This is a genomic window from Paenibacillus aurantius (genome assembly GCF_032268605.1).
GTDB lineage: Bacteria > Bacillota > Bacilli > Paenibacillales > NBRC-103111 > Paenibacillus_AO > Paenibacillus_AO aurantius.
In genome coordinates, this window is sequence record NZ_CP130318.1 from 5,985,480 (window position 1) to 6,000,057 (window position 14,578).

Below are 14,578 nucleotides of genomic sequence, written 5' to 3' on the forward strand. Positions count from 1 at the left end.
AGGACCGGGACCCCGGAGAGAAGTCTCCCCAGGGTATCGGTGTCCTTTTTTCTTGGGATTGCTTGTTGTTACGGTCAAATAGCTTGCTTACTCACACTAGAGAATGATACTTACTTGCCTTCGTCAAAGCGCTTCTGGGCGGAGTTGTACGCATCCACCATCTTCTTAGCGCCCAGTTTCTCGGCGTTCTGCGTCCACTCGGTCCATTGAGCGTCGCCGAATTCTTTCTTCATGATGTACTTAGCGGCAAACTCGTTAGCCGCTTTGTCAAGGGAAGTGCGGATGTCGGCGATCGTCTTCGACTCATCGTCGTTGAACTTAAGGACCGGATCCAGTGGCTCATATTTCTTGCCGTTGTTGATCTTGTCTTGAGCTTCTTTTTCTTTCTCCGTAAAGTTGAAGTAGACGCTCTGCTTGTTAGGACGGAGATACATGCCTTCGAGCCACATGCCGTACTGCTTCTCCAGCGCCGCGATGTCTACGAGCGGAACGTCCTTCAGCTCAGGATAAACCGGCTTGCCGTTCTCCATCTTGTAGGTTTCGCCCTCGATTCCCATCGTAACCAGCGAGGAACCCGACGGGCTCGTCAAGTAGTCGAGCAGCTTCAGGGCGATTTCCTTGTTCTTGCCGTTCGGCACGACGATACCGAAGTTGCTGATCTTAGGCAGGCTGCGGACATGGCCGGTCGGTCCTACCGGGTTGCCGTAGCGAAGGTTGTACTCCGGATTCTGGGACTTGACTTGGTTCGCAAACGAATCCAGGCGCCCGATCCAGTCGAAGGTTACGAACGACTTGTTGTTGGTCGTCATTTTGGCCGTCCAGGAAGCGTCGGTATCGGTCAGGAACTCCGGATCCATCAGCCCCTCGTTGTACAGCTTCTTCATGAAGTCAAGCTCAGCCTTGAATTCAGCCGCCGTATAAGCGCTCTTCCACGTCTTGTCCTTCTCGTCATAGTAAGCAGGGAAATCATTCCCGCCCACGCCCCAGCCGTAAGCCCAGTCACGGAAAATGTTTTCCTTGGTCTTGGAGGCGTACGGATAAGACTGCGGGTAAGCTTCCTTCAGCTTCTTAAGGGCATTGTAGAACTCATCCGTGTTCGTCCATTCTTTAATGCCCACTTTATCGAAGATATCCTTGCGGTACAGGAAGCCGTGGTTCACGTCACGGTTCAGCCCGTAGATCGGCCAGGTGTACATGTTGTTCTTGTCATCGGACCACGATTTCATGACCCAGTTGTTTTCTTTATCATCTACATATAGCTTTTTGAAGTTAGGAAGGTCTTTCAAGTATTCGTTGATCGGGGTCAGGGCTCCTTGCGCACCCATCTTGTTAATTTCGGTCTGGGTTTGCCCATGGAAAATATCCGGAAGCTTGCCGGAAGCCACAACGACCTTCAGCTTGTCTTTATAGGTTTGAGAGGAATACGCTTGAATCTCCAGCTTGATTCCGGTGCGTTTCTCGATTTCCTTGATGACCATGGAATCCGCCAGGTTCGGATTTTTATCGCTAACGAGCATCCAAGTAAGAGTGGTGGGCTTGTCAACGATCGGAAGCTTGACTCCTCCCGTGTCCCCATAATTCGACGTTGCTGCCGGCGCACTTGCCGCCGGGGATGGGCTCTGTCCTGAGGCACTATCCTTACCGCCTCCGCATCCCGCAAATACGGTTGCCATGGCCGACAAGGTTAGCACCACGGACATTCTCTTTTTCGTTACCATCTTGACTCCTCCTTATAAAAGGTCACGCTTGTTTGCCCCCGAGCCCGAGCCGTCACCGGCTTTCTGCGCCCTTTGGCTTAGGTCTGATTATAGGAAGAGGCAGGGGATATCGTAAAGTAAGGGTTTTCATAAGGTTGGGGAATTTCCGCGGTTGTTTCGTTCGCCGTGACCTAACCCCTTGTCTTTCCTAGGTTTTGGACGTGTGGAAAATAAACAAATGATAGAAAATAAGCAAATTACGGTTAGAAAACTGGGCTTGCCGGAAAGGAAAAAGGATGGCCGGTCAGTGAGGTAAAACCGGGCTGGAAGGCTTATAATTATCTCTCTTGCAAGCGCCAAAAGCAGCCCCAGGCAGGGGGAAACCGCCAAATTTCCGCCCTAGCGGGTATCCTGGTTCGATAACGCAAGTCCCATTCTTTCGTTCCATGAGACGCTGGGGCGATGCTATTCGGATAAACGTTATCGAACGAGCAGGCCCTCTGGCAGGCTTCCGATGGTCCCCGCGTGAACGGCCATGCCTTAGGGAGCCGGAAGTCCTGTACTATATAATGTCGTGTCCCTCCTTTCAGCGAAATCGTATCGGGCTCCGACGGTATGGGAAGGGCCTTTTGGCCACGTTTTTTCTTATGTATTGTTCAGGAAAATATTGTAAAATCCTAGAGATAAATATTTCCCGGGAAAGTCTTGAGCAGCAGATTTCAACTGAAGAAAAGGCGGGATTGCAGCATGAAATCAGAAGTCACCGCGAACTTCCTTCCTTATATAAAAAGGCCAAAACCCTTGTGGAGTAAGGATTTTGGCCGCCTTCTCATGATAAATTGCAATTAAGTAATGCAAAGTATTACTAAATAACTCCTGGAATTACTTTTGAATCGGAATGGTCATCTCCAGCCCCTCGGCATAGTTCGGCTCGGGCAGCTCCCGGGTGACAAAGGTCAGCTTCTGGTCCGGACGGAACGGAGGAAATTCCCTAAGGAACATATGGCGGCCGGGGTCGACCGTCTCGGTCCGTCTGTCGAGCAGCAGATACTTGCGTCCCGTCTCGTCCTCAATCCACAACTGGGTTGACTGAAGGAAGGGCTGGCTGCCTTCGGTCTGGTAATGGACAAGCGTTTTGTCCTTCAGAAACTCCACTCGGGTAATCTTGAGCTGTCCCGTCTCCCCTTGGGATAGAACAAGGGGATGCTCCTCATCCGGGGCGGACTCCATAGGGACCCGGGTTTCTTTTAGAGGAACCGAGGCTTCGAGGCCGCCTTCGATGACGGGACGGACGGTTACGGATTGAGGGATCTTCTGAGCAGGGCCGAAAAGCTGCTTGAAATCCGCGATTTCAAAATCTCCTTCGGTTCGTCCTCCGCCTCCTCCGCTTCGCCGCTCGAACACCACTCCTTGGTCATCCACCAAATCGTAGTTGATAAAGCGGTCGAACGACTTCGGCTGCTTGATTTGAACATCCAACTCGGTGGAGCTCGGCGTGAAGACGATTTTCCGAACGGTCAGCGTCAGGTCTCCGGAAGATTGGGTTTTCATGGGCATCACGACTGTGTTCGTGGAGGTCATCCTGCGGACCGGGAAGGTAAAGGCCCATTTTCCTTCCTTCCCTCCTATTCGGGAGACGGTCATGGTCACTTCAAATTGCTTCGGCAGCTCCGCCTCCGGGGTTAGGTTGATGACCCCGGCATACGTATGCTCGTCCATTCGGCTCCCGGATTGGCTGCCTGCAAAAGACACGGGCTTGCCGTCAATGGCATACCGTATGCTTTCCAGCTCCCCGGGCTGGCCCGAAGCCGTCTGAAGGTACCCAATGGACAGCCGGGTCCCGTCGTACAGGGCTTCGGAGATCTGCAGCTCGATTCCCTGGTCGTCGGCGTGCTGGTTCACCGTGGTCACCAGCCCCTTCTCGTCCGCAGCTTTGAGCCCGAAGTCCCCGGCTAGCCGAAACACGGACGCTGCGCCGGGCATGTGGCGGAGCTGGGCGGCGGCCGCAGGAGAGACGAAGGCCGAGCCGAGAACCGCGAGAGCCGTTACAGCTGCGGCGGCCGTAGCGAAAGCCCACGGCCGCCAAGGACGCCAGGCTGGCCGGCGGTCCGGCAGACGGGCAAGGGTAAGCTCGATCCGGGAACGAACCGCGTCCGGCAGCTCCTTCGGCTTGTCCTCCAGCAGGTGTTCCAAGCGGGCATCCAGATTAGCACGGCTCATAGGTCATCTTCCTTTCCTCCGGTCCTTCCAGCCATTCGGCCAGCAGCTGACGCGCCCGATGAAGACGGGATTTTATCGTGCCTTCGGGGGCTTCGAGCAATTCCGCAATCTCTTTAAGCGGCATGTCCTCATAATAATGAAGCGTCACCACGAGCCTCAGGGTTTCCTCCAGCCGGTCCACGGCTTTTCGCAGGTCTATGTTCTCATAAGCGTCCGTTGAGAAGGCCTCGGCGGGAATCTCATCAACCGCCACGGTGCGGCTGTCCCGGCGCATCAGCCGCCGGCATTCGTTGATCAGGATCCGGCACAGCCAGGTTTTGAAATAGGCGGGCTCTTTCAGCGAGGGCAGGGCGTTCCACGCCTTCAGGATCGTTTCCTGAATGGCATCGGCGCAGTCCTCGTCCCGGCGAAGCATCGACCGGGCTACGCCATAGAGACTGAGCTCCAGGGTCCGGATCAGGCGGGCAAACGCCTCCTTGTCCCCTCGGCGGGCAAGCTTGATATCGGATAGCGACGGTGACAAGCACGTTCTCCTCCTTGCGGCGGTTCCCGTAGGACCGCCTTATGTATGCTTCCGGAAGCATTATAACAATTAGATAAAGGAAGAGGGGATCCGGTTCACCTGCGGCCGAAACTTTTTTGGCGGCAGCGCAAAAAAACCGTCCCGGGGACGGTTTACGCGGCCATAATGTCTAACGAACCAATCGTCCGATTACCGAGGATCAGCTGCCCCGGTCTTCTTTTGCCGATACCCCTCCCAGACGGTCTTGAACTCCTCCACCGTCTCCCAGCCGGTACTCCCCTGCTTCTTCAGGTCCACTCCGGCAATCCGCTCCATGGCTAGAGCGGTCCAATATCCTACCAATCCGTTGGAGGAATCCTGGAGCCTTCTCTCCAGCGACGGGAGCGCTTCCTCTCCAAGCCCGACGATCTGCTCCCAAGCCGTGCTTTCTTTTAGGTAATCATAGGGGTTCGAGCTTAAACCCTTGGCCGGTTTCGCCTGAACTTCTTTCTCCAGCTGATGGAACAGCAAAGCAAGCCTCGCGTCCATTTCGTTCTCATTGGCTTCCGTTGGCTGGCTCATGAATACGGCCGCGACCAGAAGCATCCCAAGCACCATTGCGGCCAGTGCGGACAGCGAAACGAGCTTCTGGATACGGGTCATCGTCTTCCCTGCCTTTCTCCATCCCTCTCTACAGGGTAGACAGCCCGAGCCGCTTAAAGGTTACGGAGACGGCAGGAATTTTTAGCACAGGACCGTTAGAGCTCTGGGGAAGGGCCGTCCAAGAAGGACACCGCGCCGGCTCGCCGCCTTCAAGCCAAGGCAACGAGGATCGCACCCACCACCATAAGGCCCACGCCCATCCCGCCCTGCAGACTGATCTTCTCGCCCAGAAAAAAGTAAGCGAGGACGATCGCGAACACGACGCTCAGCCGGTCAACCGGGGCCACTTGACCCACCTTTCCCAAGCGGAGAGCAAGAAAATAGAACAGCCAGGATAACGCACCCGCCACTCCGCTTAAAGCGATGAAGCAGAGAGCTCTGCGATTGCCGGTGATGACCGGGATCAGGCTCAGCTTGCCCTGCACCGCAATGACTCCCAGCAGGAAGACCGCCATGATCACGCTCCGTACCGCGGTGGCCACATTGGAATCGACGCCCTGCAGGCCCATTTTGCCGAAAAGGGCGACCAAGGCCCCCGTCACCGCCGCCAGAAGGGCATAAACCAGCCAAAGCGCATTTCCCATGAGAACCATCCTTTGTCCTGTTTCCGTTTCTCCTGGTATGCGTCATTTCGGAGGTTTCCATTCATCGGCAGGCCGTCTCTTAGGCCAGCCCGGGCATTAAGGAAGCCTTTCGGCAGAAACCCGGGGATGAATGCCTGTTCCCATCAAGCCAAGCGTGATTCCGTACAGCAAATGGCCGGCGAGCCACCAGGTGAGAAAGACCGGAGCGAAGTCATGCGGGGTATAAGCGGACAGAAACGAAGTCGGGTAAAGCAGCACCCCGATCCCGATGCCCGCTCCCATGAGCGCGGCCCACCGCCGCTTGCCTGTCCATCTCCTTCGCAGAATGATCCGATGAATCACCCAGGCCGCGAGACAGGAAATCAGAAGATGAAGGAGAAAGGCTGCCCCTTCCGGCAGGTCCGCCCCGCCTACCACGGGAAGATAATCGATTGTCAGCAGAAGGACGTAGACCGGCTCGCCCGACCAGGCCTGGATCCCTTTGAAGAAACAGCCCAGAATCAGGCCGGCCGCCAAGCCGGGAATCCCGCCTCCCCGCCAGAAATAGGTTTTCATGCCGCCAGCTCCTTCCCATTAGATGAAATGCCCTTCCCTGGCTTATACTAAAAGAAACCGGCAACGAAAGCCATCCCCGTCCTTTTCCGTGGGGACAGCATCATACGAAGGAGGGGACCCGCCTTGCCTGTACCGGACCGGCCGGCTTCTTACCCGTCCTCCCAAGGAAAGCTCTACCTGCTTATGCTGCTTGCCGTACCGCTGGCCGGCGAGCTGAAATTCTTCCCTTTCCCGCTGGACTTCCGGGTCAGCCTCGGCACCTCGGTCTTTCTCTTCTTCCTGCTTTGGCTCGACCGCTTCTCCCCGCTGCTCTGCGGACTGGGGGCCGGGGCGGCAGTGATGCTCTTTCGCATGGTGGAGGATGGGATCGCAGCCCGAACCGCGGGACTCGTCCCCGGAGCCTCGGTGAGCTTCTGGGATTCTCTTGTTGGCCATTATCCGGCCTTCTCGTTCTACCTGACTTATGCCGGCGTCGCCGCAATACTCGGCCTTTCGCGCTATCGTTATCGTCCGGCCGTGGTCGGAGGCATTGCCGTGGCGGCCGAAACCGCCGCCAATCTCGTCGAGCTCGCTTTCCGCACCATCCCGCGGGATTTCCCGATCACTCCTCTCGACTTCGGGGAAATCGTGCTGCTCGCCGTCATCCGGAGCTTCTTCGCGCTCGGCTTCTATACGATCGTCCTGCTCCGCCAATCCGAGCAGGAAGCGGAGCTTCAGCGCCGGCAGAAGGAGCGGATGCTCCTGCTCGTGTCGGACCTGTACCAGGATGCCTTTCATCTTAAGAAAACGTTAACCGCCGCGGAAAGGATCACCCGGGACGGATATGACCTGTACCGCCGGCTGAACCAGACGGACAACGGGACAGAATCCGCCAAAAGCCTGGCGCCCCGCCTGCTTCGGCTGGCCGGTGAGGTGCACGACATCAAGAAGGACAACCAGCGCATCTATGCCGGACTGTCCCGGCTCATCACCCGGGAAGGCTCGGGAGATTATCTCCCGCTGAAGGAGTTGGGGGAGATTCTCCTCCAAGCGAACCGCAATTACGCCGCTCTCCTGGGCAAAACGGTAACGTTCACCTTCCACGCTCCGGACAGCCTGCCGGTCCATGCGTACACGGTGCTGTCTCTGCTGAACAACCTGGTCGCCAATGCCGTGGAGGCCCTCGAAGGAAAAGGGGAAGGGCACATCCGGGCCGAGGCCTTTCGCGAAGGCGACCGGCTGATCCTTCGTGTGGAGGACAACGGTCCCGGGATTCCGGAGCGAAGCCGGGAGGTCGTCTTCGAGCCGGGCTTTACGACCAAGTACGATTCCGCCGGCGAGGCTTCCACCGGCATCGGCCTGTCCTATGTCAGGCAGACGGTCCAAGAGCTGGGCGGTTCGGTGCGGCTCGAAGCCGGCTCCGGCCCCGGCGAGCGCCCGGGAACAGTATTCCGCCTGGAACTGCCGCTGGAACGAATTTCACCCGAGGAGGAACCCCATGCGCTTCTACATCGTGGATGACGATCCGGCCGTCCGGCATATGCTGGCCGAGCTGATCGAGGACGAGGAGCTCGGTACCGTAGCCGGCAAGGCCGCGGACGGATCGGCGGTCGAGGCGGACATGCTCGCCCTCAAGAAGGCCGACGTGCTTCTCATCGACCTGCTCATGCCGGGAAGGGACGGGATCGAAACCGTCCGCTCCCTTGGCGGAGCCTACACGGGCAAAATCATTATGCTCTCGCAGGTCGAATCCAAGGACATGATCGCCGAAGCTTATTCCCTCGGCCTTGACTACTACATCACGAAGCCGATCAACCGGGTCGAGGTCGTCTCCGTGATCCGCAAGGTCGCCGAGCGGCTTCAGCTCGAGCGCTCGATCCACGCGATCCGCCGGTCGCTCTCCGGGCTGCCCGGGAACGGGCCGGGCTACGCGGACAGCGCGTCGGCTGGCGGATCGGCCGGCCCCGCCGGACGGTCCGGCCCGCCCGCGGCGGACCGCCTGCTCGCGGCCGGGCGCGCGCATCTCGCGGAGCTCGGCCTTATCGGCGAAGCCGGCAGCGCCGACCTGCTGGACATGCTCCGGGCGGCGGCGGAGCTCGACCGCGAGACGTCCTTCGGCCGGGACTTCCCGGCGCTGAAGGACATCTTCGAGCGGGCGGCCGTGACCCGGCTCGGACCGGAGGCGGAGCCCGCCGCGGTCCAGAAGGAGGTCAAGGCCGCGGAGCAGCGCGTCCGCCGGGCACTGCAGCAGGCGCTGGCGCATCTCGCCTCGCTCGGCCTGACGGACTTCGGAAGTCCCGTTTTCGAGGCGTACGCCGCGAAATATTTTGACTTCACGGAAGTCCGGAAGAAGATGCTCGAGCTCGAGCAGGAGGCGCCGCCCTCTTCCCCGAAGCTGAACATCAAAAAGTTTCTGCAGGTGCTGTATTACGAGAGCAAGCCCTCTTCTCCTTAATTTCATTGGCAAATGGCCCGCCAAAAAAAGACGTTCCCCCGCCTGAATTTCCAGGGGGAACGTCTTCTTCTTGTCTTTATCTCCAAGCAGCGGCTTCAGGGAGCCCCACCCTTAGCAGGGTGTGACAACCCCTACCCCCTGCCGCTAAGCTCCAGAGCCCGGAGGGGTCGTCGACCGGCTTCCCGGCAGCGTGGTGCCGCCCGGCTGCCCATCGGAAGCCGCAGGACCTTCCTGCTTCTCCAACCGCTGCTCCATCCCCTCCGCCTGCTCCGTCTGCTCCGTCTGCTCCATCCGCTGCAAGGATCCAGCCTCCGCGCCTCCATTCTCCGCTCGCTGAACCGGCTCCGCCAGCGGGGACTCGTCCACCGGGCGCGCCTGCTGCAGCTGCTCGGGCGACAGCCCCGCGGGCTGCTCCGCCGGCTTCTTCTTCTTGCCGCGGATAAAGCGCCACGCCCAGCCAACCGCCACCACGATCAGCACGCCGAACTTCTTCAGGCCGACCAGAAGCAGGGCCAGCAGCCCGACCTTCTTGGCGACGGCCAGCCCCGCACCGCCCAGTATCAGGCCGGTGAGGCCGAACTTGGACATTTTGTCCGTGGACTTGTCGAAATCCTCGTAGCGCTGTCCCGCCTTCACCGAGAAGTTGTTCAGCACCTTGGCCTCCATCTCCTGGCGGGATGTCGCCAAATGCTCCGGATCCGAGACGAGCACGGCCGATATGTATCCTTCGCGCGTCAGCAGGCGCACGTTGTAATTGACCAGCTTCTCGTTGCTGCCCGAATGGCCGAGAATCGACCAGGTCAGGTTGTGCAGCTTGTCGTCATACTTGGGCTCGCTTTCCCAGCCGTCCACGTACAGCTTGTTTTCCTCCGTCTTGCCTTCATTCGCTTCCTTCGTGCCGTCCTTGTAGCTCTTCAGAAGCGCCTTGGCGTCGATCTCATCTTTTTCATCGTCCGCAATATGTCCGGGCTCCTCATATTCGAAGAATAAGGCCCAGGCCTGGTCCTCGGCCTTCGGGAAGACGGAGCCGATTTCCGTGCCGGAAGGAGTGCCTCCGTTCTCTTTCTGGAAGGTTTGGCTGTCTTTTCCATTCAGGAATACATAATCCGAGCCGAGCTTAAGCTCCGCCAGATTATCTCCGACCGGAACCGTCTGCCCCGTTCCTTCCACCCAATTCAAGTCGGCCGGCGCCGCGTAGGCCCCTGCCGGAATCCCTGCCGCTAGCAGGAGGGCCAATAGCCCCGTACCCAGTTTGGTTCTCCACCGTCTGTTCTTCAAGCTGCATGTTCCTCTCTCTCTTTAATTTGGCAATAAATAGCAGGGTACTATTACCCAGTTTCTCCCGTCAAGAACCAACCTATTTCCCTATCTTTCTTTTGGGGCTTTTGTAGGTTTATGTAGGATGGTCTAGTTCCGCCTCTATCATGATAATCTGCCGGTCAATAGATTCGGTTTGCAAACCAGTAGTAAAGCGTTTTCAGAAGAGGAGGAACCGATATGAGAAAAATTAGCTTGGCTTGGCAAATCATCATCGGCCTGGCGCTCGGGATAGCGGTCGGGGCGGTGTTCTATGGAAATCCGGCTGTTTCCACTTATCTGCAGCCGATTGGCGATATTTTTATGCGTCTTATCAAAATGATCGTCGTTCCCATCGTCATCTCCACCCTGATTGTCGGAGTGGCCGGGGTAGGCGACGTCAAGAAGCTCGGAAGGCTCGGAGGCAAAACCCTGCTCTATTTTGAGGTTGTCACAACGGTTGCGATTCTCATCGGATTGCTTTTTGCCAATGTGATCAAGCCCGGAGCCGGAGTCGATACCTCCCATCTGGCCAAATCCGACATTTCCAAGTACGTGGAAACGACCGCGACCACCAAAGGCCACGGCATCGTCGATACGTTCGTTCATATTGTGCCTACCAATGTATTTGACGCCATTGTCAAAGGCGATATGCTCGCCATCATCTTCTTCTCTGTCCTGTTCGGCCTGGGCATTGCTGTAATCGGGGAACGGGGCAAGCCGGTGTTGAATTTCTTCCAGGGCGTGTCCGACGGCATGTTCTGGGTAACGAACCAGGTCATGAAGCTGGCTCCGTTCGGGGTTTTTGCCTTGATCGGGGTCACGGTGTCGAAGTTCGGGGTTTCTTCCCTCATCCCGCTTGGCAAGCTCGTGCTGTCCGTCTACGGAGCCATGCTGTTCTTCATCCTTGTGGTCCTCGGGGTCATCGCCAAGATGGCGGGAACGAGTATCTTCACCCTGGCCCGCATCCTGAAGGACGAGCTGATCCTCGCCTACTCGACCGCGAGCTCCGAAGCCGTTCTGCCTAAGCTGATGGAGAAAATGGAGAAATTCGGCTGTCCGCGCTCCATCACGTCGTTCGTCATTCCTTCCGGTTACTCGTTCAATCTGGACGGCTCGACGCTGTATCAGGCGTTGGCGGCTCTGTTTATCGCCCAGATGTACGGCATTCACATGCCGATCTCGGCACAGATCACGCTTATGCTCGTCCTGATGGTCACCTCGAAAGGAATCGCCGGCGTGCCGGGCGTATCGTTCGTCGTGCTGCTCGCCACCCTCGGCTCGGTCGGGCTTCCGGTGGAAGGCCTCATGTTCATCGTCGGCATCGACCGTCTGCTCGATATGGCGCGTACGGTCGTCAATGTATTGGGCAATTCCCTTGCCGCTGTGGTAATGTCTAAGTGGGAAGGCAAATACGATTCGACCCAGGCCGAGCAGTACAAGGAGGATGTCCGCCTTGCGGCCAAGGAGAAGGAGATCGCCGTTTAAGCGGCGAAGAAGCCTTAGCTCGGCAGGTAAGCTTAGAAGCCGGGCAGAATGTGCACCCTAAACCAGTATCTAGGACAAAGGAGCTATCCGACCATGGCAAACCGAGTGGAATACAAGGACGATTCCCGGATTGAACGAGATTTTCTAGGAACGAAGGAAATTCCCAAGGAAGCGTATTTCGGCATTCAAACGATGAGAGCGGCGGAGAATTTCCCGATTACCGGGTACCGCGTGCACTCCGAATTGATCCGGGCGCTGGCCATTGTCAAGAAATGCGCCGCGAAAGCCAACGAAGAAATCCGTCAGCTGCCCCCGAACCTGGCCGAGGCCATCGTCAAGGCGGCGGATGAAATCATCGGCGGCCGCTGGCACGACCAGTTCATCGTGGATCCCATTCAGGGCGGCGCCGGCACGTCCATTAACATGAACGCGAACGAAGTCATCGCTAACCGCGCCCTGGAACTGCTCGGCGAGGAGAAAGGCGACTATTTCGCGCTCAGCCCGAACTCTCATGTTAACAAAGGCCAGTCGACGAACGACGCTTTCCCGACGGCCATGCATATTGCTACCCTGACCCTGCTCGACAAGCTGCTCGCCACCATGGACGAGCTGCATGCGGCCTTTCATGCGAAGGCGGAGGAATTCGGTCCCATTATCAAAATGGGCCGCACCCACCTTCAGGACGCGGTGCCCATCCGGCTAGGCCAAGAATTCGAGGCCTACGCCCGTGTAGTGGCCCGCGACAAGGCCCGCATCGCCCGCACGAAGGAGCACCTCTACGAGGTCAACATGGGCGCCACGGCCGTCGGAACCGGCCTGAACGCCGATCCCGGCTACATCAAGCGCATCGTGCAGCTGCTTGCGGAAGAGAGCGCACACCCGATTGTGAGCGCCGAGCACCTCGTCGACGCGACCCAGAATACCGACGTGTATACGGAGGTTTCGGCCGCGCTGAAGGTGTGCATGATGAACATGTCGAAGGTGGCGAACGACCTTCGCCTGATGGCTTCCGGGCCGCGCGCCGGCTTCGGAGAGATTACCCTGCCCGCCCGCCAGCCCGGTTCCTCCATCATGCCGGGCAAGGTTAATCCGGTCATGGCCGAGCTGATCAACCAGGTGGCGTTCCAGGTCATCGGCAACGACAACACGATCTGCCTCGCCTCCGAAGCGGGACAGCTCGAGCTGAACGTGATGGAGCCGGTCCTGTTCTTCAACCTGCTTCAGTCGCTCAGCATGATGAACCAGGCATTCCGCGTGTTCCGCACGTACTGCCTCGAGGGCATTCAGGCGAATGCCGCCCGCTGCAAGGCCTACGTGGACAACAGCGTCGGCATCATTACCGCGCTTAACCCGCACCTGGGCTACGAAGCGGCGGCGCGCATCGCGCGGACGGCCATCGAGACGGGGCGCTCCGTCCGGGAGCTGTGCCTGGAGAACAACGTGCTGACCGAGGAAGAGCTCGACATCATTCTTAACCCTTACGAAATGACGGACCCCGGGATCGCCGGCAAGTCCCTGCTCGAAAACCAATAGAGGAGTTTTGCATCCATGGCCATCTTGAAAAAAGCTAGCATCAGCATCGTCTACCGTTTGAAGCTGGAGACGGAGACCGTCTCCTTCGGGGAAATCGCCACCTCCATCGGACAGGCGGGAGGGGACATCGTCGGGATTGACATCATCTCCACCGGCAAAACGTCCACCATCCGCGACATTACCGTCAATGTCGGGGACCAGGCCGACAGCGAGCTTATCGCAGCCCGCCTCAAGAAGCTCGACGGCGTGTCGATCATTCACATCTCCGACCGCACGTTCCTCGTTCACCTGGGCGGAAAAATCGAGATCCAGCCCAAGGTGCCGATCAAGACGCGCGACGACCTCTCCCGCGTCTATACGCCGGGCGTGGCCCAGGTGTGCACCGCCATTGCCGAGGAGCCGTCGAAGGCGTATACGCTGACGATCAAGCGCAATACGGTAGCCGTTGTCTCCGACGGAACGGCGGTCCTCGGGCTTGGCGACATCGGCCCTTCCGCGGCCATGCCGGTCATGGAAGGAAAGGCTATGCTGTTCAAGCAGATGGCCGGCGTCGATGCTTTCCCGATCTGCCTCGACACGAAGGACCCGGACGAGATCGTCCGCATCGTAAAAGCGATGGCTCCTGCATTCGGGGGCATCAACCTGGAGGACATCTCGTCCCCCCGCTGCTTCGAAATCGAAGAACGGCTGAAGCAGGAGCTCGACATTCCCGTCTTCCATGACGACCAGCACGGAACCGCCGTGGTCATGCTGGCCGGGCTGTTCAACTCCCTGCGCCTGACCGGCAAGAAGCTCGAGGACATCAAGATCATCGTGAACGGCATCGGCGCCGCCGGCATCGCCTGCACGAAGATACTGCTCGCGGCCGGCGCCCGCAACGTGGTCGGGGTGGACCGTGCCGGCGCCATCCACCGCGGAGAGAATTACGATAACCCGCAGTGGACGCGCTATGCCGAGTTCACGAACCCGGACAACCTGTCCGGCCCGCTCAGCGAGGTCATCGCCGGTGCGGATGTCTTCATCGGCGTATCGGCCCCCGGCATTCTGAAGGTGGACGATGTCCGCCGCATGGCCGCCGACCCGATCGTCTTCGCGATGGCCAATCCCGTGCCGGAGATCGACCCGGATCTCGCCGCTCCGCATGTGCGCGTGATCGCAACCGGGCGGTCCGACCACCCGAACCAGATCAACAACGTGCTCTGCTTCCCCGGCATCTTCCGCGGCGCCCTCGACTGCCGCGCGAAGGAAGTCAACGAAGCGATGAAGCTGGCGGCCGCGCGGGCGATCGCTTCCGTTGTAACGGATGACGAGCTGAGCGAGACGTATATCATTCCGAGCGTGTTCAACCAGAACGTGGTCCGCAAGGTGCGCGACGCCGTCATCCAGGCCGCCATCGAAACCGGCGTGGCCCGCAAAGACCCGGGCGAGATCAAAGCCGAGGTTTAAGCGGCGCAGCAGGCGGAGGCCGGCTGGCCTGACTTGATGAATTAGATGCGAATCGCCGTCTATCGGCCATAGCTGCCTCTGCCGCAGCTGAACCCTCGCCTTACTTTTAACGATGAAAAGCCCCTCTCCTGTATGAAGATACAAGAGAGGGGCTTTTATG

General features: G+C 58.6%; 12 protein-coding genes. 5 read left to right on the plus strand and 7 right to left on the minus strand.

Going from position 1 to position 14,578, the window contains the following annotated elements; genetic code table 11:
* Positions 1-110: 110 nt before the first annotated feature.
* The 6 genes from MJA45_RS27125 to MJA45_RS27150 form a co-directional block, all read right to left on the minus strand.
* On the minus strand, positions 111-1,718 hold the full coding sequence (locus MJA45_RS27125; RefSeq protein ID WP_315605005.1) for an extracellular solute-binding protein: 1,608 nt from the start codon (positions 1,716-1,718) through the stop codon (positions 111-113).
* 861 nt (positions 1,719-2,579) lie between these two features.
* Entirely contained in the window at positions 2,580-3,917 is a 1,338-nt protein-coding gene (locus MJA45_RS27130) for a DUF4179 domain-containing protein (RefSeq protein WP_315605006.1), read from the minus strand.
* Positions 3,904-4,440, minus strand: a complete 537-nt coding sequence (locus MJA45_RS27135) for an RNA polymerase sigma factor (protein ID WP_315605007.1) — start codon at positions 4,438-4,440, stop codon at positions 3,904-3,906. Before MJA45_RS27135 ends, MJA45_RS27130 begins: the two co-directional genes overlap by 14 nt.
* Positions 4,441-4,629: 189 nt before the next feature.
* Positions 4,630-5,082 carry a hypothetical protein gene (locus tag MJA45_RS27140; RefSeq protein ID WP_315605008.1) on the minus strand — a complete coding sequence of 151 codons (453 nt, stop codon included), beginning with the start codon at positions 5,080-5,082 and terminating at the stop codon, positions 4,630-4,632.
* Between the two features lie 149 nt (positions 5,083-5,231).
* Entirely contained in the window at positions 5,232-5,666 is a 435-nt protein-coding gene (locus MJA45_RS27145) for an EamA family transporter (RefSeq protein WP_315605009.1), read from the minus strand.
* Between the two features lie 96 nt (positions 5,667-5,762).
* On the minus strand, positions 5,763-6,221 hold the full coding sequence (locus tag MJA45_RS27150; RefSeq protein WP_315605010.1) for a hypothetical protein: 459 nt from the start codon (positions 6,219-6,221) through the stop codon (positions 5,763-5,765).
* A 123-nt stretch (positions 6,222-6,344) separates the two neighbouring features.
* Here MJA45_RS27150 and MJA45_RS27155 point away from each other — a divergent pair, with 123 nt between their 5' ends.
* Together MJA45_RS27155 and MJA45_RS27160 are read left to right on the plus strand one after the other, a co-directional pair.
* The gene (locus MJA45_RS27155; protein WP_315605011.1) at positions 6,345-7,721 is read left to right on the plus strand and encodes a sensor histidine kinase; all 1,377 of its coding nucleotides are present in this window, start codon (positions 6,345-6,347) and stop codon (positions 7,719-7,721) included.
* Positions 7,699-8,655, plus strand: a complete 957-nt coding sequence (locus MJA45_RS27160; protein WP_315605012.1) for a DNA-binding domain-containing protein — start codon at positions 7,699-7,701, stop codon at positions 8,653-8,655. Before MJA45_RS27155 ends, MJA45_RS27160 begins: the two co-directional genes overlap by 23 nt.
* Before the next feature lie 144 nt (positions 8,656-8,799).
* Here MJA45_RS27160 and MJA45_RS27165 read toward each other — a convergent pair whose 3' ends face one another.
* The gene (locus tag MJA45_RS27165) at positions 8,800-9,933 is read right to left on the minus strand and encodes a DUF2167 domain-containing protein (RefSeq protein WP_315605013.1); all 1,134 of its coding nucleotides are present in this window, start codon (positions 9,931-9,933) and stop codon (positions 8,800-8,802) included.
* A gap of 219 nt (positions 9,934-10,152) precedes the next feature.
* Here MJA45_RS27165 and MJA45_RS27170 point away from each other — a divergent pair, with 219 nt between their 5' ends.
* The 3 genes from MJA45_RS27170 to MJA45_RS27180 all read left to right on the plus strand — a co-directional run bounded on the left by MJA45_RS27170 (position 10,153) and on the right by MJA45_RS27180 (position 14,418).
* Positions 10,153-11,439, plus strand: a complete 1,287-nt coding sequence (locus tag MJA45_RS27170; RefSeq protein ID WP_315605014.1) for a cation:dicarboxylate symporter family transporter — start codon at positions 10,153-10,155, stop codon at positions 11,437-11,439.
* A 93-nt stretch (positions 11,440-11,532) separates the two neighbouring features.
* Positions 11,533-12,972, plus strand: a complete 1,440-nt coding sequence (gene aspA / locus MJA45_RS27175; protein WP_315605015.1) for an aspartate ammonia-lyase — start codon at positions 11,533-11,535, stop codon at positions 12,970-12,972.
* 15 nt (positions 12,973-12,987) lie between these two features.
* Positions 12,988-14,418 (plus strand): NAD-dependent malic enzyme, encoded by a 1,431-nt coding sequence (locus tag MJA45_RS27180; RefSeq protein WP_315605016.1) that lies wholly within the window; start codon positions 12,988-12,990, stop codon positions 14,416-14,418.
* The last annotated feature ends 160 nt before the right edge of the window (positions 14,419-14,578 follow it).

What these genes read in the sequence shown, in the direction of transcription:
- MJA45_RS27125 (WP_315605005.1), bottom strand. Translation starts at nt 1,718, where the DNA reads ATGGTAACGAAAAAGAGAATGTCCGTGGTGCTAACCTTGTCGGCCATG.
- MJA45_RS27130 (WP_315605006.1), bottom strand. Translation starts at nt 3,917, where the DNA reads ATGAGCCGTGCTAATCTGGATGCCCGCTTGGAACACCTGCTGGAGGAC.
- MJA45_RS27140 (WP_315605008.1), bottom strand. Translation starts at nt 5,082, where the DNA reads ATGACCCGTATCCAGAAGCTCGTTTCGCTGTCCGCACTGGCCGCAATG.
- MJA45_RS27145 (WP_315605009.1), bottom strand. Translation starts at nt 5,666, where the DNA reads ATGGGAAATGCGCTTTGGCTGGTTTATGCCCTTCTGGCGGCGGTGACG.
- MJA45_RS27150 (WP_315605010.1), bottom strand. Translation starts at nt 6,221, where the DNA reads ATGAAAACCTATTTCTGGCGGGGAGGCGGGATTCCCGGCTTGGCGGCC.
- MJA45_RS27160 (WP_315605012.1), top strand. Translation starts at nt 7,699, where the DNA reads ATGCGCTTCTACATCGTGGATGACGATCCGGCCGTCCGGCATATGCTG.
- MJA45_RS27170 (WP_315605014.1), top strand. Translation starts at nt 10,153, where the DNA reads ATGAGAAAAATTAGCTTGGCTTGGCAAATCATCATCGGCCTGGCGCTC.
- aspA (WP_315605015.1), top strand. Translation starts at nt 11,533, where the DNA reads ATGGCAAACCGAGTGGAATACAAGGACGATTCCCGGATTGAACGAGAT.
- MJA45_RS27180 (WP_315605016.1), top strand. Translation starts at nt 12,988, where the DNA reads ATGGCCATCTTGAAAAAAGCTAGCATCAGCATCGTCTACCGTTTGAAG.